Raw genomic sequence first — 20,416 nt, 5'->3', positions numbered from 1 at the left:
GGGGAGTGAGGGCTGGGGTGGGGGGGCTGCCGGCGGTGATGGCGGTGGCGGGGGTGCCGGGAGAGGTGCTGTGAACCGTGGGCCGGTTGTGAACGGTTGACGCGTTGTGAGCCGCCGATTCGCCGCCAACGGATGCGGGGTTGTGAACGGCTGGGTCGTTGTGAACGGTGGGTGGGGTGTTCACAGTCGACGCCGTTGGTGAGGAGTTCACAGCGGGCACGGTGGGGGCGGGGTTCACACCGAGCGCGGTGGGGTCGGGGTCAACACCGGGCACGGCGGCACTTGAGTTCACACCGGGAGCCACGGATCCCGAGTTCACACCGGGCGACGCCGCCCCTGAGTTCACACTGGACGCCACCGATCCCGAGTTCACACCGGACGTCTCCGGCCCCGAGTTCACACCAGGCGATGCGGAACCGGTGATCACGGCGGGCGGGTTGCTCGGTCCGTTCACACCGGCTTGCCCGAACGCCCCGCTCACAGCAGGCCGCCCGTACGCCGTGTTCACACCGCCACCGGCAACACCACCAGCACCGGCGCCCACGCCCACACCCACACCAGCTCTCGCACCCCCAACACCCGTGCCCCCACGCCCCCGTACGCCCCCCACCCGCGGCGTCAGCACCTTCTCCAACGCACCCGGCAGCATCGCGGCCAGCCTCGCGTCGGAGCCGGCGCTCGCGTCGAGCCAGACCGTGGGGCGCTCGTGGATCAGCAGCAGTACGCAGCCGGTGTGCACCAGGGCCGTCAGCGGGCCCTCGGGATGACCGGCGAGTTGCTGCCAGACGCGTTCACGCAGCGGTACTTCCGCGAGTTTTCCCTGCTTGCGCAGCCAGGCCTCGACCTCGGCGAGAGCGAAGGACGGGCTGGTCTCGGTGCCGCCCACCGGTTTGGGGAAATCGGCGTGCCGGCGGCGCCAGTTGCTGACGGCGGCCCGGCCCACTCCCGCGAGTCGGGCGATTCCCGCTGCGGTCACCTCTGTCGCGTTGTCCTGCACCGGCTTCGCTCCCCTCGTCCCGTGTGTGCGCCGAGCATACCGGCGTACACAAAGATCCAGGGGTTCACGACCGTGTACATACCCGTAAGTGTGAACCGTGTTGACTCGGTTCACACGCTCTGCTGTTATTGACCCAGCGAACGAGCGGCCGCCGGAGGGGGACGCCGCCGTATTCGGGGAGGGATTCGCCATGGGCATGAAGGCCAGGCTCGCGTTCAGCGCGGTGGTGGGGCTCGCCGTCATCGGGACCGTGTCCGCCACCGCCGGCAGCCATGACAAGGGCGGCGGTTCGGGCGACGGCTCCCGGGCCGGCTCCTCGGCTTCGGCCTCGGCCCGGCACAAGCCCGGCGGCGCCGGCCAGGATTCGGGCGGCTCCGCTGACTCAAGGGACGCCCAGGCGGCCGAGAAGAAGAAGGCCGCCTTCGGGGACAACGGCGACTACCAGGTGGGCACCGACATCAAGCCGGGGACATACCGCACGACCGGCAACCCCGATGACACGTGCTACTGGGAGCGCGCCAGGGACGCCTCCGGCGCACCGGACGCCACACTCGCCGGCGACCGTGTCAACGGCACGGGTTACGTGACCGTCATGCCCACCGACAAGGTGTTCCGGAGCTACGGCTGCGCCGACTGGGAGCTCGTGGACCCGACCGCCCCCACGGCGAAGGGCACTCCCGCCACCTCCATGGACGGCGACGCGGGCATGTTCCAGGTCGGGACGGACATCGCGCCGGGCACCTACAAGTCGACCGGGAACACCGGCGGCTCCTGCTACTGGGAGCGCACCAAGGACGCCGAGCACGGCCCGGACTCGTTCCTCGCCGGTGGCCACGTGACCGGTACGGCCGTCGTCACCCTCAGCGCCTCGGACGGCTACTTCAAGACCGACGACTGCGGTGACTGGAAGAAGGCCTGACCCGTTTGCCCGCCCCGGCGCGGGGGACACCCACATCCCGCACCGTCACGGCACCCACCACTCCCCACCACCCCGTAGAACCCCCGTACCACTCACCCCGTACTACTCACCCCGTACTACTCACCCCGTACCACTCACCCCCCACGGAGCCGTCCGGCTCCCCGCTCACCAGAACACCCGACTCAGCAAGGAACCCCCATGCGTCGTACCGCTTTTGCCGCTCTCTGTCTCGCCGCCGCGGCCACCGCCGGCCTCGTCACCGGCTGCCAGTCCGGGGACGACTCGGCCGCCAGCAAGCCGAAGGGCCCGTTCGCCGGGCTGAGTGGTGGTCAGATCGTCGAGCGGTCGATGAAGACCACCACCGCTGCCTCGTCGCTGCGCATGAAGGGCCGGGTTCCCGACGACGAGAGCAAGGGCTTCATCGACATCGACATGGCGCTGGACAAGCAGGGCCGCTGCGCCGGCACGCTGAGCATGAACGGCCAGGGCAAGGCCGACATGATCAGGTCGGGCGGCACGGTCTACATGAAGTACGACGAGAAGTTCCTGCGCGCCCAGAGCGAGGGCGAGTCCAAGGAGGACACCGACGCGGCGGTCGACATGCTCGCCGGGAAGTGGACCAAGATGGCCGCCACGGGCCAGGACGCCAAGGACATCGCGAGCTTCTGCGACCTGGACACGATCCTCGGCGACATGAAGGACGGCGACGAGGCGGCGACCCGCGGCAAGACCACCAAGGTCGACGGCAAGCCCGCGATCGTCCTGCACGAGAAGGACGGCGGGGACGACTACACGGCGCACGTGGCGACCGAGGGCAAGCCGTACCTGCTGCGGATCGACAGCGGCGCCAAGGCCAAGGAGCAGATCCACCTGTCCTTCGGCGACTTCGACAAGCCGGTCCCCGCGGACAAGCCCACGGGGAAGATCCTCGACCTCGACGCCCTGTAAGGGCCGGTACGGGGCCCGGCCCGGCGTCAGGTCACAGCGGGTGCCGCATCCAGACGTTGGGTTCGACGTAGACGGCGTACCCGCGCTCCGGTTCGCAGCGGACCGGGACCAGCGCGCCGGGCACCTCGATGTCGCCGGGGCGGTCGAAGGGCAGCCCGGTCCAGCGGCGCCACTCCTCCAGCGAGCCGCCGACGGTCATCGAGGCCGGGGCGATGGAGTCGATGGTGGCGCCGGCCCGGGCGTGGACGCGCAGCCACGGGTCCTCGGGCAGCCCGTCGGGGCGGACCCGGTGGGCGTACTCGGTGATCGGGGTGTGCGGTTCGCGGTGCTTGGCGCTCGGCCGGACGGGGGCGACGACCTCGCGGAAGCCGCGCTCGCGGGCGTGGTCCCGCATCGCGGAGAGCAGGACGGCGGACAGCCCCCGGCCCTGGGCGTGCGGGGCGATGGTGACCGAGATGGCGCTCACCGTGTCCGGGCGGGTGCCGCGGCGCAGGTCGGCGAAGGCCCACGCCAGGACCTGGTCCCAGCCCCGGGCGGGCAGGGTGCCCCGGCCCGGCGCGTCCAGGGCGAAGGGCACGCTGTAGGCGTGGGCGACGACCCGGCCGTCCTCGTCCTCGGCGAACAGGGCGTATTCCGGCAGTTCGGTGGGGATGCGGCCGTAGTGGGTGGCGCCCACGGGGTCGTTGGTGACGAACTCGGGCCAGGTGTCGGGCATGTCGAACACCGCCGGCAGCCGGTCGGGCCGCTCGGCGAGGCTGCTCACCTTGATGTCCATGTGGATCACGGTAGGCGGGGCGGGCCCGCCGGGACAGTGAATTACCCGGTCAGCGGGCCCGGAAGCGTTCGGGGGCCCGGGTCGGGTTGCCGCCGGTGGGCAGCTTCTGGTCCGGGCAGCCGGCGAGGACCTTCTTCATGGCCGACCGTTCGGCCGCGGTGACCCACAGGTCGTACTTCTTCTTGACCGCCACCTGGGCGGCGACGTACTCGCACCGGTAGGACGTGTTGGGCGGGAGCCAGGTGGCCGCGTCGCCGTCGCCCTTGCCGCGGTTGGTGGGCGCGTCCACGGCGAGGAGGTTGAGCGGGTCGTTGGCGAGGGCTATGCGCTTGCCGGGGTCCCAGTACTTGGCGCCCTTCTGCCAGGCGTCGGAGAGGGCCACGACGTGGTCGATGTCGACCTGGCTGCGGCCGCGCCGGTAGGTGATCTCCTTGCCGGAGTAGGGGTCGGGGTCCAGCAGGCCGTAGGTGACCTTGCAGGTGCCGCCGGTGAACTTCACGTCCTTCAGGTCGCGTTTGAGGATGTCGTCGCGGGTGTCGCAGGAGTTGGAGTCGGTGTCCGCCCAGGCGGTGCCGAACCGGGCGCGGGAGTAACCGGTCTTCGGCGCGCGTCCCTTGACGGTCAGTGAGTCGACGGCGGCCAGGGCCGCGCTCTTGCCTTTGGCTTCCCCGGGCCCGGCGGATCCCTTGTCCTGCCCGGCCGAACAGCCGGTCACGGCGACCAGTGTGGCCACGGCGGTGACCATCCCGCCCCTCAGACGCGTCACGGTGCGCCCCCCTTGCTCGTGCTGGTCCGCCCTTCAAGCGGGGCGGGTCGTTCCGCTCTCCACGGTAACTTCCCGTCGCCGCCCAGCAGATGGGACGTTGTCCGCTGATGACAGGACAAGTGACGTTTCGTCCGGCAAAGGGATGCCGCTTGACCTTGTCACTGGCGTCAGGGTCCGACGATCCCGGCATGACCGAGAACAGCACTTCCCGCGCCGGCTCCTCCCCTCACCCGCGTACCGTCCTCGTGACCGGTGCCGGTACCGGTATCGGCCGGGCGACGGCGCGCGCGTTCGCCGCCGAGGGCGCCCGGGTCGTCGCCGTCGGCCGCCGCCGCGCGCCGCTGGCCGAGACCGCCGAAGGGCACCCGGGGATCACGCCCCTGTCCGCCGATCTGACCGCCGAGGACGGGCCCGCCACCGTCGTACGGGCCGCGCTGGAGCGCTACGGCCGGATCGACGTGCTGGTCAACAACGCGGCCGTCGTCACCGCCGACTCCCTGCGCAGCTACACCCGCGCGTCGGTGGGGCCGCTGCTGGAGACCAACCTCCTCGCGCCCGTGCTGCTCACCCAGGCCGCGCTGCCCGCGCTGGAGGAGAGCCGGGGGGTCGTGGTGAACGTGACGACGGCGGTGGGCCAGCGCGGCTGGCCCGGCAACTCGCTGTACGCGGCGGGCAAGGCGGCGCTGGAGGTGCTGACCCGCAGCTGGGCGGTGGAACTGGCGCCGCACGGCATCCGGGTGGTCGCGGTGGCCCCGGGCGCGATCGAGACGCCGATCGCCGACCACTCCGGCTACTCCCCCGAACAGCGGGCCGCCATCCGGCAGTGGCAGCTCGCCCACACCCCGCTCGGCCGGATCGGCCGCCCCGAGGAGGTCGCCTGGGCCATCACCCGCCTCGCCTCCCCGCGGGCGTCGTTCGTGACCGGGGTCGTGCTGCCCGTGGACGGCGGCGCGGTCGTCTCCTGAGCCGGCCCTCCTTCAGGATGCGGCGGACCTGGGCCGGTTCAGGGAATCTCGGCGCCCGCCTCCCGCAGGGCCGCCGCCAGCCGGTCCCGCAGCTCGGTCTGGGCCGCGATGCGGGCGTCCAGGACGGCCAGCCGGTCCCGGGCGACCTCCAGCGCCTTCGCGGAGGCGGGGCCGGCGGTGACGTCGCCGTCGAGGCAGGGCAGGAACACCAGGACGTCGTCCAGGGTGAGGCCCGCCGCGAGCAGCCGGCGGATGTTGCGCACCCGTACGGCCGCACCGGCGTCGTACTCGCGGTAGCCGTTGGCCGCGCGGGTGGAGGTGATCAGGCCCTGCTGTTCGTAGTGGCGCAGGGCGCGCGGTGTCGCTCCGGTCGCCCCGGCCAGCTCACCGATCCGCACGCGCGCCCCCGTTCTCCGTCCGCGCGCCCCCGTTCTCCGTCCGCCTGCCCCCGTTCTCCGTCGGCCTGCCCCGGCTCGCGTCCACCGTCCCCCGTCCCGGCGCCGGTCAGCCCAGGACCGAGGTGAGGAACTCGCCGACCCAGGCCAGCAGTTCCCGGCCGACCAGCGGCTTGCCGCCGACCTTGGCGGTCTTCGGGCGCGGGACCAGCACCTGGTGGGCGGACGGCTTGATGACCGTGCCCGGGTAGAGCCGCTTGAGCCGCAGTTCCTGCGACTCGCGCAGTTCCACCGGCGCGAAGCGGATGTTGGTGCCCTGGAGCACGATCTCGCCGACGCCGCAGGCGCGCGCGAGCATCCTCAGGCCGGCCACCAGCAGCAGGTTCTCCACCGGTTCGGGCAGCTTGCCGTAGCGGTCGGTGAGCTCCTCGCGGACGGCCTTGATGTCCTCCTCGCTGTTGGCGGAGGCGATCGAACGGTAGGCCTGCAGGCGCAGACGCTCGCCGGGCGCGTAGTCGTGCGGGACGTGCGCGTCGACGGGCAGCTCGATCTTGACCTCCAGCGGCGCCTCCTCCTCGATCTCGCCGGTCTCCAGCTGGCGCCGGTAGTCGGCGACGGCCTCGCCGACCATGCGGACGTACAGGTCGAAGCCGACGCCCGCGATGTGGCCGGACTGCTCGCCGCCGAGGAGGTTGCCGGCGCCGCGGATCTCCAGGTCCTTCATCGCCACGTACATGCCCGCGCCCATCTCGGTGTGCTGGGCGATGGTCGCCAGGCGCTCGTGCGCGGTCTCGGTGAGCGGCTTCTCCGGCGGGTACAGGAAGTAGGCGTACCCGCGTTCGCGGCCACGGCCGACCCGGCCGCGCAACTGGTGCAGCTGGGACAGGCCGAAGGTGTCGCCGCGCTCCACGATCAGGGTGTTGGCATTGGAGATGTCGATGCCGGACTCCACGATCGTGGTGGAGACCAGCACGTCGAACTTCTTCTCCCAGAAGTCGACCACGACCTGCTCCAAGGCGGACTCCGACATCTGGCCGTGGGCGGTGGCGATGCGCGCCTCGGGGACGATGTCGCGGAGTCTGGCCGCCGCGCGGTCGATGGACTCGACGCGGTTGTGGATGTAGAAGACCTGGCCCTCGCGCAGCAGTTCGCGGCGGATGGCGGCGCCGATCTGCTTCTCCTCGTACGGCCCGACGAAGGTGAGCACCGGGTGGCGCTCCTCGGGGGGTGTGGTGATCGTGGACATCTCGCGGATGCCGGTGACCGCCATCTCCAGGGTGCGCGGGATCGGGGTCGCGGACATCGTCAGCACGTCGACGTTGGCGCGGAGCTTCTTCAGCTGCTCCTTGTGCTCGACGCCGAAGCGCTGTTCCTCGTCGACGATGACCAGGCCGAGGTCCTTGAACTTGGTCTCGGAGGAGAACAGGCGGTGGGTGCCGATGACGACGTCCACCGAGCCGTCCTTCAGGCCCTCCAGGACGGCCTTGGCCTCGGTGTCGGTCTGGAAGCGGGACAGGGCGCGCACGTTGACGGGGAACTGCGCGTACCGCTCGGAGAACGTGCCGTAGTGCTGCTGCACCAGCAGGGTGGTGGGCACCAGGACGGCGACCTGCTTGCCGTCCTGGACGGCCTTGAAGGCGGCCCGCACCGCGATCTCGGTCTTGCCGTAGCCGACGTCGCCGCAGATCAGCCGGTCCATCGGGACCGACTTCTCCATGTCCTCCTTGACCTCGGCGATGGTGGTGAGCTGGTCGGGGGTCTCGGCGTAGGGGAAGGCGTCCTCCAGCTCGCGCTGCCAGGGGGTGTCGGCGCCGAAGGCGTGGCCGGGGGCGGCCATGCGCGCGCTGTACAGCTTGATCAGGTCGGCGGCGATCTCCTTGACGGCCTTCTTGGCGCGGGCCTTGGTCTTGGTCCAGTCGGCGCCGCCGAGGCGGTGCAGGGTGGGGGCCTCGCCGCCCACGTACTTGGTGATCTGCTCCAGCTGGTCGGTCGGGATGTACAGCCGGTCGCCGGGCTGGCCGCGCTTGGCGGGCGCGTATTCCACGACCAGGTACTCGCGGGTGGCGCCCTGCACGGTGCGCTGCACCATCTCGATGTAGCGGCCGACGCCGTGCTGTTCGTGGACGATGTAGTCGCCCGGTTCCAGGGTGAGCGGGTCGATGGTCTTGCGGCGGCGGGCCGGCATGCGGGCGCCCTCGCGGCCGGCGGTGCGCTGCCCGGAGAGGTCGGTCTCGGTGAGCACGGCGAGCCCCAGCGCGGGGTCCACGAAGCCGTACTCGATGGAGCCGCAGGAGACGTGCACCACGGCAGGGGAGAGTGCGCCGAGGTCGGCGTCCAGGCGGGCGGCGATGCCCTCGCCGCCGAGTACCTCCACGGTGCGGGCGGCCGGGCCGTGGCCCTCGGTGACGAACACCGTGCGCCAGCCGTCGGCGAGCCAGCCCTTGGTGTCGGCGAGGGCGCGCGCGGTGTCGCCGCGGTAGGTCTCGGGCGCGTGCATGCCGAGCTTGAGGGTGTCGGTGTCGCCCGCGGCGTCGGTGTCGGCGGCGAACGGGGAGACCGACCACCACATCATGCCCAGCTCGCGCGCGCGGTCGCGGACGTCGGCGAGGGACCACAGGGAGGCGGCGCCGACGTCGATGGGGGCCTCTCCGCCGCCGGCGGTGGCCGCCCAGGACGCCTGGAGGAACTCCTGGCTGGTGGCGACGAGGTCGGCGGCGCGGGTGCGGACCCGCTCGGGGTCGCAGACGACGGCCATGGCGCCCGCGGGCAGCACGTCCAGGAGCAGCTCCATGTCGTCCACCAGGACGGGGGCCAGGGACTCCATGCCCTCCACCGCGATGCCCTCGGCGATCTTGCCGAGGAGTTCGCCCAGCTCGGGGTGGTCCTCGGCGAGGGCACGCGCGCGTGCGCGGACGTCGTCGGTGAGCAGCAGCTCGCGGCACGGGGGTGCCCACAGGCCGTGTTCGGCGACTTCGAGGGAGCGCTGGTCGGCGACCTTGAAGTAGCGGATCTCCTCGACCTCGTCGCCCCAGAACTCGATGCGCAGCGGGTGTTCCTCGGTGGGCGGGAACACGTCCAGGATGCCGCCGCGCACGGCGAACTCGCCGCGCTTCTCGACCAGCTCCACGCGGGCGTAGGCGGCGGCCGCGAGGGATTCGACGACGTGGTCCAGATCGATGCTCTGGCCGGGTCGCAGGGCCACCGGTTCCAGGTCGCCGAGGCCCTGGACCTGCGGCTGGAGCACGGAGCGCACGGGGGCGACGACGACGGAGACGGGGCCGGTCTCGGGGTCGTCGGGGCGGGGGTGGGCGAGGCGGCGCAGGACGGCGAGGCGGCGGCCGACGGTGTCGCTGCGGGGGCTGAGCCGCTCGTGCGGGAGGGTCTCCCAGGAGGGGTACTCCACGACGCCCTCGGGCGGCAACAGGGAGCGCAGGGCGGCGGCCAGGTCCTCGGCCTCGCGGCCGGTCGCGGTGACCGCGAGCACCGGGCGGCCGGCGTCCCGGGCCAGGGCGGCGACGGCGAAGGGCCGGGCCGCCGGGGGGCCGACCAGGTCGATGTGCGGGCGGTTGCCGTCCGCTGCCGCGCGCATCGCTTCCGCGAGGGCGGGGTCCTTGACGACGGCGTCGAGCAGACCGTGCAGGCTCATGGAGGCTTTTTCCGTCCAGGGGGTCGGCAACACGAAGGGCCCGACTCGTGCGACGGGCCGGGGCTGTCCAGCGTACGACGGTGTCGGCGGCGCCGCTGGAGCCTGTGGACAACCCCCGCCCGCGCCCTGTGGACAACCGTCCGCCCGCGCCCCGCGTACGGGCCCTGGGGACAACCCGGACCGTGCGGCGCACGACCCGGCGCCGGGAAGCCCAAGGCTCCCCGGCGCCGGATGCTCCCCCGCAACCCCCGTGTGCGGTGGCCGTCGGTCGCGGCCCGGCCCCGCCGTGCGCGGTGGCGGGGGCCGGACCGGTGCGCTAGTCGGTGGCGATCGCGTTCAGTACGTTCATCCGGGCCGCCCGGAACGCCGGGACCAGCGCGGCGAACAGGCCCACGAAGGCCGAGCCGATGAACACGCCGGTGATCGTCGGCCAGGGGATGTCGAGGACGTTCAGGCCCTCCAGGGCGAGGAGTTTCTGGGCGGTGGCGCCCCAGCCCATGCCGAGGCCGAGGCCCAGCAGGGCGCCGAAGACGGCGATCACCACGGACTCCAGGCGGATCATGCGGCGCAGCTGGCGGCGGGAGAGGCCGATGGCCCGCATCAGGCCGATCTCCCGGGTCCGCTCGACCACGGACAGCGCCAGGGTGTTCACCACGCCGAGGACCGCGACGATGATCGCCAGTGCCAGCAGGCCGTAGATCATGTTCAGCAGCTGGCCGATCTGGTCCTTCAGTTCCTGCTTGTAGTCGGTCTGGTCGCGCACGGTGTACTGCGGGAACTCGTGCAGCGCCGACTTCAGGGCCTGGTAGGCGGCCTTCTCCTGACCGTCCTCGGCGGTGACGAACAGCAGGTCGTCCAGGGGCATCCGGTCGGCGGGGACGTACGTGGCGACCGTGGCGATGGAGGCGTACATCGCGCCCTTGTCGACGACGGCCTCGTCGCTGGTGATCGCGCGGACGGTCAGCTTCGCCGTCCCGCCGTCCTCGAAGCGGACGGTGACGGTGGAGCCGAGCTTGATGCCGTGGTCCTCGGCGAAGCCCTCGAAGACGGACATCGAGTCCGGCGCGTAGGCGTCGGCGAGGCGGCCGGCGACGGTCTTGGTGCGCACGTCCTGGGCGTACGTCGGGTCGGCCGCGTTGATCGTCTCCTTCGCGACGGTACGGCCGTCCGGCGTGGTCAGGGTGGCGTCCAGGAGCTTGTACTCGGTGACCCGGGCCACGCCGGGGGTGTCCTTGACGGCCCGGACCGCCTGCTTGGTGATGACCTGGCCGTTGTCCTCCTGGACGATGAAGTCGGTGCCGACGGTCTTGTCCAGCTGGTCGGTGGCGGAGGCCACCATGGACGAGCCGACCACCGACAGGCACGCCACCAGGGCCAGGCCGATCATCAGGGCGGCGCCGGTGGCGCCGGTGCGGCGCGGGTTGCGCAGCGCGTTGCGCTCGGCCATCCGGCCGACGGGTCCGAAGACGCGCAGGAGGACGGCGCCGAGGACGCGGACCAGTGCGCCGGCGAGCAGCGGGCCGACGACGACGAAACCGATCAGGGTGAGCAGCACGCCCAGGCCCAGCCAGCCGGAGCCGGTCTTGGCCTTATCGGCGGTGGCGGCCGCGTACAGGCTCCAGCCGCCGCCGGCGGTCAGCAGCAGGCCGAGGACGGCGCGGACGGCACCGGCCCGGGCGTCGGCGGGGGCGCCGGCGTCGCGCAGGGCGGCCATCGGGGAGACCTTGCCGGCGCGCCGGGCGGGCAGGTAGGCGGCGAGGACGGTGACGACCACGCCGAGGAGCAGGCCGAGCGCGGGGGTCGTCCAGGCCACCGTCAGGTCGTCGGTGGACAGCTTCATGTCCATCTGCCCCATGAGCTTCATCAGGCCGATGGCGAGGCCGACGCCCGCGCCGACGCCGAGGACGGAGCCGGTCACACCGAGCAGCAGCGCCTCGACCAGCACCGAGCGGTTGACCTGCTTGCGGGAGGAGCCGATGGCGCGCAGCAGGCCGATCTCCCGGGTGCGCTGGGCGACCAGCATGGAGAAGGTGTTGACGATCAGGAAGATGCCGACCAGGAAGGCGATCCCGGCGAAGCCGAGCATCGCGTACTTCATGACGTCCAGGAAGCTCTGGAGCTGCTTCTGGTTGGCGTCGGCGACCTCCTTGGCGGTCTGCACCTTGTAGTCCCGGCCGAGGACGGCGACGACGTTCTTCTTCAGCTGCTCGTCGCTCACACCCTTGGCGGCGGTGACGTTGACGTTGGTGTACACGCCGGTGCGGCCGACGAGGGTCTGCTGGGCGGTCCTGGTGTCCAGGTAGAAGATCGCCGCGCCGGGGTTGGTGACCTTGAAGGCGGCGATGCCGGACACGCGCGCGTGGTGCGTGCCGAGGGCCGTGATGAGGCCGATCTCGTCACCGCGTTTCAGGCCGTGCCGCTCTGCGGTGTCGGCGTCGACCATCACCTGGCCGGGGCCCTTGGGGGCCGTACCGGAGGCGATCTCCATGGTGCGGGCGTCGTTGCCGTTCCAGCTGCCGACGATGGTGGGCCCGCCGCTGCTGGGCGACAGCTTGTCCTTGTCGGCGTCCACGACGGTCACCGAGGTGGAGAACACCGTTCCCTCGGCCGACCGCACGCCCCGGGCGCCGCGGACCTCGCCGACGACCGAGGCCGGCAGGACGGGCGGCTTGCCGGTGCGGGAGGTGGTCTCCCCGGTGTCGGAGGCGCTCTTGGCGCTGATCTGGACGTCGGAGGCCGTGGCCTGGAACAGCTTGTCGAAGGTGGTGTTCATGGTGTCGGTGAACACCAGCGTGCCGCACACGAACGCCACCGACAGCAGCACGGCGACCGCCGACAGCGCCATGCGTCCCTTGTGCGCGACGAAGTTGCGCATCGAGGTCTTCAGAACGGTCACGACGTACGCCCCCGGGCGTCGAAGTCCTTCATGCGGTCCAGGACCTGTTCGGCCGTCGGCTGGTACATCTCGTCGACGATGCGGCCGTCGGCGAGGTAGAGCACGCGGTCGGCGTAGGAGGCGGCCACCGGGTCGTGGGTGACCATGACGATGGTCTGGCCGAGTTCGTCCACCGAGCGGCGCAGGAAGCCCAGCACCTCGGCGCCCGCGCGCGAGTCGAGGTTTCCGGTCGGCTCGTCCCCGAAGATGATCTCCGGGCGGGCGGCGAGGGCGCGGGCCACGGCGACGCGCTGCTGCTGGCCGCCGGAGAGCTGGGTGGGGCGGTGCTTGAGGCGCCCGGTGAGCCCGACGGTCTCCACCACCCGCTCCAGCCAGGCCCGGTCGGGCTTGCGGCCGGCGATGTCCATGGGCAGCGTGATGTTCTCCAGGGCGTTCAGCGTGGGCAGCAGGTTGAACGCCTGGAAGATGAACCCGACGCGGTCCCGGCGCAGCTGGGTGAGCTTCTTGTCCTTCAGCCCGGTGATCTCGGTGTCGTCCAGGTAGATGTGACCGCTCGTCACCGTGTCCAGACCGGCCAGGCAGTGCATCAGGGTCGACTTGCCGGACCCGGAGGGGCCCATGATGGCGGTGAACCGGCCGCGGGCCACGTCCACGTCCACGCTGTCCAGCGCGACGACACGGGTCTCCCCCGACCCGTACGCCTTCACGACCTGGCGCGCCCGCGCCGCGACGGCCGTACGCCCTCCAGTACCCCCGTGCCTGGGAATCGTTACAGCCGATGTCACGGTATGTCTCCTATGTCGGTCGACAGGTCGGTGCCCGGCACCCGGTGGTGCCGGTTGGCCGTCTTGGTTACGCCGATGAGTCTCGCGGTCGGCGAGGGTGTCGCGCGCTGGTGCGGGGCCCCCTCTTTCCAGGGGGAAAACCCCACCCCCGCCGGTGCGGTCCGCCGCCCCCCGGTGGCATGGAACCAGGTTAGGGAGCGCCCTCGGCCGTCCTCCTCCTCCGCCGGGACGAACCCTCCCCGAGCCGGCGTACGGAGGAACCCCTAGGGGGACTCCACCGACGGGTGGAGGCATTCCCGGCATGCCTCCACCCTTCGGCCCGCGCGGCCTCCGCCCGATGCCATGCCGGGGCCCCGGCATGGTCCGCCGTGGAAAGCTGTCCTCCCAGACATAGGTGCAGGGGGCACCTGGGTAGCTTCCGACGGGAAGCAGGGGAGGGGTTTGCGGTGGGGAGTACGACACCCGCGATACGCGGTGGCGCGGCCCGGCACCAGGGGGAACGGCGCCGGGGAGCGGTCGTGGCCGCGCTGATGCTGGCGATGGCACTGGCCGCGCTGGACTCCACCGTGGTCTCCACGGCGGTCCCCCAGATCGTCGGCGACCTGGGCGGGTTCTCCGTCTTCTCCTGGCTGTTCTCCGGCTATCTGCTCGCCGTCACCGTCACGCTCCCCGTCTACGGCAAGCTCTCCGACACCTTCGGCCGCAAACCGGTGCTGGTGGTGGGCGCGGCCGTGTTCCTGGCCGGGTCGCTGCTGTGCGCGGTGGCCTGGAACATGGGCGCGCTGATCGCGTTCCGGATCGTCCAGGGCCTGGGCGGCGGGGCGTTGCAGGGCACCGTGCAGACGCTCGCCGCCGACCTGTACCCGCTGGCGGAACGCCCGAAGATCCAGTCCCGGCTGTCCACGGTCTGGGCGGTCTGCGCGGTGGCCGGCCCCGGACTCGGCGGAGTGCTCGCCGCCTACGCCGACTGGCGCTGGATCTTCCTGATCAACCTGCCGATCGGCACGGCCGCCCTGTGGCTGATCGTGCGTCACCTGCACGAGCCCGGACGGGATACGGCCCCCCGCGCGCGCGTGGACTGGGCCGGCGCGCTCGCGGTGTTCGCGTGCGGCGGGGTGCTGCTGACCGCGCTGGTGCAGGGCGGGGTCGCCTGGCCGTGGCTGTCGGCGCCGTCGCTGGCCCTGTTCGGCGCGGGTCTCGCCCTGGTCGCCGTGGTGGTGGCGGTGGAGCGGCGGGCCGCGCAGCCCATCATCCCGGGGTGGGTGTGGCGGCGCCGGACGATCGCCGCCGTCAATCTGACGCTCGGCGCGCTGGGACTGCTGATGGTGGCGCCCGCGGTGTTCCTGCCGACGTACGCCCAGTCGGTGCTCGGACTCGGCCCGGTGGCCGCCGGGTTCGTGCTGTCGGTGTGGACGCTCAGCTGGCCGGTGTCCGCCGCGCTCAGCCAGCACGTCTACCGGCGGATCGGCTTCCGGGACACCGCGCTGCTCGGCATCGGCCTCGGCACGCTCATCCTCCTCGCGTTCCCGTTCCTGCCGTATCCCGGGGCCTGGTGGCAGCCGACGCTGCTGATGCTGCTGCTCGGCGGGGCGCTGGGCCTGTTCCAGCTGCCGCTGATCGTCGGGGTGCAGTCGACGGTGGGCTGGTCGGAGCGGGGCACCACGACCGCCTCGGTGCTGTTCTGCCGGCAGACCGGCCAGACCCTCGGCGCGTCCCTGTTCGGCGCCGTCGCCAACGGGGTGCTGGCCGCGCGGCTGGGCGGGGCCGGCGACCTGGACTCCGTCACCCGCGCGCTGGACGCCGGCACGGCTCCGGAGGCGACCCGGCGGGCCATCGCCGACGCGGTGCACGCCGTCTACCTCGGCGCGGCGGGCGCGGCGGCCCTGGCCTTCGTGGTGCTGCTGCTGGTGGCACCCCGGCGCTTCCCGGTGCTCCCGGAGTGATCCCGGCGGGCCGGCTCACTCGGTGACCACCCTGCCCGTCAGCGTCATCAGACGGTCGCGCGCCGAGTCCACGTGCGCCTGCACGGCGTCCCAGGTGTCGCCGTGCTCGCGCAGCAACCGCTCGGTCTCCTGGGCGATGCGCTCCTCGCGCACGCGCGCCTCCGCGACGATCTCGGCGGCACGCGCGCGTGCCCGCTCCTCACAGCGGCGGGCGTACTCCCCGGCCTCCTCCACGGCCCGCCCGGCCGCCGCCAGCGCGGCCTCGGCCCGGCTCGCCCGCTCGGTGTGCCGGGCGTCCAGCTCGGCCGCCAGCTCGGCCGCCTCCCGCTCGGCCGCCGCCCACCGGCCGGCGTTCTCCCTGGAGTGCTCGGCCAGCATCCCGGCGGCGCGCTGCCGCGCCTCGCGCACCAGGGCGAGGGCCTCCATGCGCGCCGCCCGCACCTCGCGCCGGGCCCCGACCCGGATGCAGTTGGCCTCCGCCCGCGCGGCCAGGATCCGCCCGCGCGCGTGCTCGTCGGCCGCCGCGCGGACCGCGTCCGCAGCCTCCCGCGCCTCCCGGCGGACCCGCTCGGCCTCCGCCTCGGCCCGCGCGACGTACTGCCCGGCCGCGCGCCGCGTACGCTCCCCGAGGTCCGCCGCCTCGCTCTGCACCCGCTGGAACAGCCGCTGGGCGCCCTCCCCCAGCGCCTCGTACGTCTGCGGCTGGAGGCCGGCGACCACCTCGCGCAGCCGCGCCGCCTCCGCCTCCATGTCCTTGGCGAGCACGGTCAGCCGGGCGGCCCGCTCCCAGGCGGCGTCCCGGTCCTCGGACAGCGCCTCCAGGCAGGCGTCGACCTGGTCGGGGCGGTAGCCGCGCCCCCGGACGGTCGCGAAGCCGTGCGGCGGCATCGATGCGCTGCTCACCCTGGGACTCCTCTCCACCGGACCTACACGACAGAATGATTTCGTGCATATCTTGATGGATCGGACATAAGGGGTCACCATCCGACACTCCGCAGAACGGCGCGCGGACACGGAACGCGCGCCGGGCAGGGCAGAGGCCGGAGACGCACCGGGCACACGCGTAGGGCCCTCCACGCGCGCGTGAAGGGCCCTACGACGGCGAACAGCGGACACATCCGCGGAGGCGGGCCGCAACAACCCGTCAGGGGCTACAACAGCCCGTCCCACATCTGCTCCAGCAGCACCGACCACCAGCTCTCCGGCGAACCGAGCGCCGCCGGGTCCAGGGCCGCCAACTGCGCCTGGAAATCCACGGTCCAACGGCCCGCCTGCTCCTGGTTCAGCCCGTACCGCAGACGCCACATCCGGCCCAGCAGCGCCAGACAGCGCGCGAACTCCGGCAGCCCGGAGTTCACGAACTGCGGCGGCACCGGCGCACCGCCCGGACCCGCCTCCACCGGCACGGCCACGATGTTCGCCGTCCCGTACTGCACACAGAGCGCCTTGCCGAAGTCGGTGCCCATCACCAGATACGAGCCCGCGTCCGGCGCCGCCATCACCCCGCGCTCGGCCGCCAGCTCCGCCAGCGTCGGCACCGGACGGCCCGGCTGCGCCTGCGCCCAGAAGAACGGGCCCATGTCCAGCGGCAGTCCGGCCACCACCAGGGTGTGCGCCACGATCGGCGGCACACCCTGCCGGGACACCGCCTGCTGCTCGAACCGGAAGATCCCCGGCCCGAAGGCCGCCGCCAGCTCCTGCGCGATCGCCTCCGGCGGCACCGGCGGCGCGGCCTGCACCGGCGGCAGCGGCGCCCGCACCGGCGCCGGCCGCGCGGGACCGTCCGCCACCTGGTGCAACTCACCCTGGTGCGCCAGCAACTGGTGCATGCCCTGGCGCCGGCCCGCGTGGTCCGTGCCGTACGGCGCGATGCTCGTGATCCGCGCCTGCGGCCACTGCTCCCGGATCATCCGCGCGCAGTAGGCACCCGGCAGCTCACACGACTCCAGCTCGGTGTGCAGCTCCAGCACCTGGTCCGGCGGCACGTTCATGGCCCGCAGCTCGTGGAAGATCTGCCACTCCGGGTGCGGCATGCCCGGCGCCGAACGCCGGATCAGCTGCTGCTCGGAGCCGTCCTGCGCGCGGTAGCGCAGCACGGCCTGATAGCCCGGACCCACCATCGGCTGCCCCTGCGGATACCCGTACGCAGGCACCTGCCCCGGCACGGGCGCACCCGGCGGGGGCATCGCGCCGGGCGGGGGCATCGCCCCGGGCGGCATCGGGGGCGGGGTGCCCTGAGCGCCCGGGGGCATGCCCGGGGCGCCGCCCGGCGCTCCGGGGGCGGGCGGGGGCGGGGGCGCGGCGTTCGGGACGGCTCCCGGCGGCGGGACGGCGCCCGGGCCACCGGCCACGGGGGGCGCGGCCAGCATGGTCTCGGCTTGGTGCACGGCGCCGGGCACGCCAGGGGTGCCGGGCGCGCCTGGAGCGCCTGGGGCGTGGGGCGCGCCCGGAGGCTGCGGGGCACCCGGCACCGGCGGCATGCCGGGGGCGCCCGGGGCCGCTGGGGCACCGGGCGGGGTGGGCATGCCCTGGGCGCCCGGCGCACCGGGGGCACCCGGCGGCTGCGGGGCACCCGGCGGCTGGGGCGCGCCCTCGCCCGGGCGGCTCGGGTCGGCCAGCATCGTGGCCGCCTGGTGCACACCGCCCGGAGGCGTCCCGCCCGGCGTACCCGGCGGCGCGGCGGGCGGGTTGGGGGCGCCCGGAACGTTCGGCGCGCCCGGCGCCCGCGTTCCCTCCGCGCCCCCCGGACCGGCCTGTCCCTCGGGACCCTCCGGGCCGAGCGCCGACACCAGCTGCGTCGGCACGTACCCGCCCGCGGGGGCACCCGGCGCGGGGGCACCCGGCGCGGGCGGCGGCGTCGCACTCCCCGGGCGCGCGCCCGGCATGCCCGGAGCGCCCGGCGGCGGAGGCGGAGGGGGCGTACCCACTCCCCCGCGCCCCTTCTTCGGCGGCGGTGCCGCCTTGCTCGTCGCGGCGTCCGCGATGTCCCCCGCGTGCGGCGGCAACGGACGCGCGGGCGCTCCCGGCCCCGCCGGAGGCTGCGGCGCGCCCGGCGCACCACCCGGCGCCTGCGGATAGCCGTACGACGCAGCGGGCGGCGGAGGCGTGCTGCCCTCCGGGGCGCCCGGCGCGCCGGAGGGCACGGCAGGAGGCGGGGTCGTGGTGCCGTGCGCGGGAGGGTACGGCGGCGCACCCGGCGCCTGTGTCTGCGGATGACCGGGCGGGGGCGTGTCGTTCGGGCCGGCGGCCGGCGCGCCCGGCGCGTCCAGCGCCGGTGCGACCGCCGTCGGCGGCAACTGGCTGCCGCCCGACATCAGCGCCGTCGGCGCGTCCGCCGCGACCGCCGGGGGCCGCGGCGCGTCGTCCGGGTCGCTCAGCGGCGGCGCGAACACCGTCGCGGGCAGCGGCACCGAACGGTCGTCCTCACCGGACTCCGCGTTCGTGTCGGTCCCGGCCCAGGGCGTGGCGCCCTCGGGCACCCGAGCGGGAGCGGGCACTCCCGGCCCACCGGCCGTGTCCTGAGCACCCGGCGCCGCACCCCCGCCCGAAGCCGACCCGCCACCCGGCTCCGGCGAGACGGAGGCCGCAGCGGAGACCGGAGCCGGACTCGGGGCCGGAACCGGCGCCCCGGATCCCGGCACCCCGTCCCCCGCCGAAGCCACCCCCGCAGCCGAGTCCGCCGAACCCGCAGAACTCGTAGAGCCCGCAGAACCCGCAGAACCCGCCGGATCCCCCGCAGCCCGCTCCCCCAGCCCCAGCTTGTCCGCCGCCTCCTGCAACCACTCCGGAGGAGTCAGCAGGAACGACGTCTGGTTGAGGTCCAGCCGCGCCGGCGCCGGCACCGCGTCCTGCGGTTCGCCGGCCCGGCCGTACTCCTCCTCGTACCGGCGGATCACCTCGCCCACCGGCAGCGCGGGCCACAACGTGGCCTCCCCGCTGTCCCGGGCGATCACCAACCGCTGGCCGCCCGCGTCCGACCGCGGACCCTCCGCCCGGTCCTCGCCCCACACCACGAACCCCAGCTCGAACTCCCGCACCCGCACCTCACGGTGCTGGTACACGGGCACGTCGCCGTTGATCCACTCCTCGGCGCGCTCCTGCGCCTGCGCGTACGTCACCATCGCGTGCAGCTCACTCCCCCACCGGACCGGAAGACACCGGGACGACCCGGACGAAGCCCCCGTCCACCATCAGACCGGCCACCGTCTCCAACTCCGGCGGATTACCGGCCAACCGGGACAAGAACGCGTCGAAGTCGTCACCGCACGGCAGCAGCAGACGCTCCACCCGCTCCGCCGGCGACCACGACGGATCCACGTCCCGCACATCGTCGTACGCGCAGAACCACACCGAACCGACCCGCTCGCCCTTCACCTTCACCGCGAGCAGCCCGCCCTGCACGAACCCCACCCCGAGGTAATCCTTCGTCAGGTGGTCGCGCAGACACTTGTTCACATACACCAGGTCGTTGACCGCGGCCTCGTCGCGCACCGTGAAGAACGGCTGGTCCACCAGCAGCCCCAGCCCGGCGTCCAGCGCCGCGCCCACCGGCGCACAACCGCCCGCCGCCTTCAGGAACGAACGGTAGGCACCGGGCAACCGGTAACCCAGGTCCTCCTCGATCCCCTGCACCTGCGACTCCGACACCGCCACACCCGACTTCGGCAGCCCGAAGTGCGCCGGCCGCGACTCCTGCAACGGCCGCGTCCCCCGCTTCGCATGGTCCACCACCGCCGTCGCCACCCCGCCGTGATGCCTCAGCAGCGCCTTCACCTCGACCGGGATCAGCTCCAGCCGCCGGGTGCCCGCCACGTGATGCCACGTCCAGCCATGCGGCGTCGCCACCTTCGGCACCGTGTCCCACAACGCGTGCCCCGCCGCCGCCAACGCCGCGTTCGCCGACACATAATCCGTCAGCCGCAGCTCATCGACCCCGAAGCCCTCCGGCGGCTCGGCGATCTCCACCGCCACACGCGCGTACGGCGAGAAATCCGGGTAACCCCGCTCGTCGACCCGTACCCCCCTTGGGTGACGCGCCGCCCGGACCGGATCCGGAAAGTGCACGACCTGCCCGGCATAGGCCGCGTTCGGCGGCGCGGCTCGCTGCCCGAGCCGACCTGTCGTCATGGCGGATGCCCCCTGCGGCGTTCTCTCTGGCCGTAAACGGCGGTGTCGATCGCGGATGGCGCCCAGCCTATGCGGTACGCCCACCCCGGTCACCGGCCCGCCACCACCCCGCCCGCACCCGCCCCACGCCCCCACGGCCCCACGGCCCCACCGGCACCCGCCGCCGTGACCAGCCGTCACCCCACCGTCACACCCCGCCCCGCACCGGGCGTGTCACCCCGCCCCAGCTTCCCCACCAGCCACGGCATTTGGCA

At 73.3% G+C, this 20,416-nt stretch carries 13 protein-coding genes and 1 pseudogene; 4 read left to right on the top strand and 10 right to left on the bottom strand.

What is annotated here, in order from left to right; all coding sequences use genetic code 11:
• A pseudogene (locus IH25_RS42520) lies at window positions 1-997 on the bottom strand (hypothetical protein); the annotation flags it as partial.
• 196 nt (window positions 998-1,193) lie between these two features.
• Between IH25_RS42520 and IH25_RS0127485 the strand changes: the two are divergent.
• Together IH25_RS0127485 and IH25_RS0127480 are read left to right on the top strand one after the other, a co-directional pair.
• Window positions 1,194-1,916 carry a hypothetical protein gene (locus IH25_RS0127485; protein WP_245172896.1) on the top strand — a complete coding sequence of 241 codons (723 nt, stop codon included), beginning with the start codon at window positions 1,194-1,196 and terminating at the stop codon, window positions 1,914-1,916.
• 198 nt (window positions 1,917-2,114) lie between these two features.
• Window positions 2,115-2,864: a hypothetical protein gene (locus IH25_RS0127480; RefSeq protein ID WP_030616135.1), complete on the top strand. Its 750-nt coding sequence runs from the start codon at window positions 2,115-2,117 to the stop codon at window positions 2,862-2,864.
• Window positions 2,865-2,895: 31 nt separating this feature from the next.
• Here IH25_RS0127480 and IH25_RS0127475 read toward each other — a convergent pair whose 3' ends face one another.
• Together IH25_RS0127475 and IH25_RS0127470 are read right to left on the bottom strand one after the other, a co-directional pair.
• Complete coding sequence (locus IH25_RS0127475) at window positions 2,896-3,639, bottom strand: GNAT family N-acetyltransferase (protein ID WP_030616130.1); 744 nt, start codon at window positions 3,637-3,639, stop codon at window positions 2,896-2,898.
• A gap of 49 nt (window positions 3,640-3,688) precedes the next feature.
• On the bottom strand, window positions 3,689-4,384 hold the full coding sequence (locus IH25_RS0127470) for an HNH endonuclease family protein (protein ID WP_209445383.1): 696 nt from the start codon (window positions 4,382-4,384) through the stop codon (window positions 3,689-3,691).
• A 209-nt stretch (window positions 4,385-4,593) separates the two neighbouring features.
• Between IH25_RS0127470 and IH25_RS0127465 the strand changes: the two genes are divergently transcribed.
• The gene (locus tag IH25_RS0127465; RefSeq protein WP_030616125.1) at window positions 4,594-5,370 is read left to right on the top strand and encodes an SDR family NAD(P)-dependent oxidoreductase; all 777 of its coding nucleotides are present in this window, start codon (window positions 4,594-4,596) and stop codon (window positions 5,368-5,370) included.
• Between the two features lie 38 nt (window positions 5,371-5,408).
• Here IH25_RS0127465 and IH25_RS0127460 read toward each other — a convergent pair whose 3' ends face one another.
• From IH25_RS0127460 to IH25_RS0127445, 4 genes are all read right to left on the bottom strand, one after another.
• Window positions 5,409-5,768, bottom strand: a complete 360-nt coding sequence (locus IH25_RS0127460; RefSeq protein WP_030616123.1) for a MerR family transcriptional regulator — start codon at window positions 5,766-5,768, stop codon at window positions 5,409-5,411.
• A gap of 106 nt (window positions 5,769-5,874) precedes the next feature.
• Window positions 5,875-9,411: a transcription-repair coupling factor gene (gene mfd, locus IH25_RS0127455; protein ID WP_030616121.1), complete on the bottom strand. Its 3,537-nt coding sequence runs from the start codon at window positions 9,409-9,411 to the stop codon at window positions 5,875-5,877.
• Between the two features lie 316 nt (window positions 9,412-9,727).
• Window positions 9,728-12,307 (bottom strand): ABC transporter permease, encoded by a 2,580-nt coding sequence (locus tag IH25_RS0127450; protein WP_030616118.1) that lies wholly within the window; start codon window positions 12,305-12,307, stop codon window positions 9,728-9,730.
• Window positions 12,304-13,092: an ABC transporter ATP-binding protein gene (locus IH25_RS0127445; protein ID WP_030616115.1), complete on the bottom strand. Its 789-nt coding sequence runs from the start codon at window positions 13,090-13,092 to the stop codon at window positions 12,304-12,306. Before IH25_RS0127445 ends, IH25_RS0127450 begins: the two co-directional genes overlap by 4 nt.
• A 446-nt stretch (window positions 13,093-13,538) precedes the next feature.
• Between IH25_RS0127445 and IH25_RS0127440 the strand changes: the two genes are divergently transcribed.
• Complete coding sequence (locus IH25_RS0127440; protein ID WP_030616112.1) at window positions 13,539-15,035, top strand: MFS transporter; 1,497 nt, start codon at window positions 13,539-13,541, stop codon at window positions 15,033-15,035.
• A 15-nt stretch (window positions 15,036-15,050) separates the two neighbouring features.
• Here IH25_RS0127440 and IH25_RS0127435 read toward each other — a convergent pair whose 3' ends face one another.
• The 3 genes from IH25_RS0127435 to IH25_RS0127420 form a co-directional block, all read right to left on the bottom strand.
• Complete coding sequence (locus tag IH25_RS0127435; protein ID WP_030616109.1) at window positions 15,051-15,938, bottom strand: coiled-coil domain-containing protein; 888 nt, start codon at window positions 15,936-15,938, stop codon at window positions 15,051-15,053.
• A gap of 248 nt (window positions 15,939-16,186) precedes the next feature.
• Window positions 16,187-19,156 carry an SUKH-4 family immunity protein gene (locus IH25_RS39930; protein WP_078844436.1) on the bottom strand — a complete coding sequence of 990 codons (2,970 nt, stop codon included), beginning with the start codon at window positions 19,154-19,156 and terminating at the stop codon, window positions 16,187-16,189.
• A 10-nt stretch (window positions 19,157-19,166) separates the two neighbouring features.
• Window positions 19,167-20,162: an SMI1/KNR4 family protein gene (locus tag IH25_RS0127420; RefSeq protein ID WP_030616101.1), complete on the bottom strand. Its 996-nt coding sequence runs from the start codon at window positions 20,160-20,162 to the stop codon at window positions 19,167-19,169.
• Window positions 20,163-20,416 lie beyond the last annotated feature (254 nt).

Origin of the sequence: Streptomyces achromogenes subsp. achromogenes (genome assembly GCF_000720835.1) — a bacterium.
GTDB classification, from domain to species: domain Bacteria; phylum Actinomycetota; class Actinomycetes; order Streptomycetales; family Streptomycetaceae; genus Streptomyces; species Streptomyces achromogenes.
The sequence above is the reverse complement of the archived record's forward strand: the minus strand, read 5'-3'. Positions and strand labels throughout refer to the sequence as shown.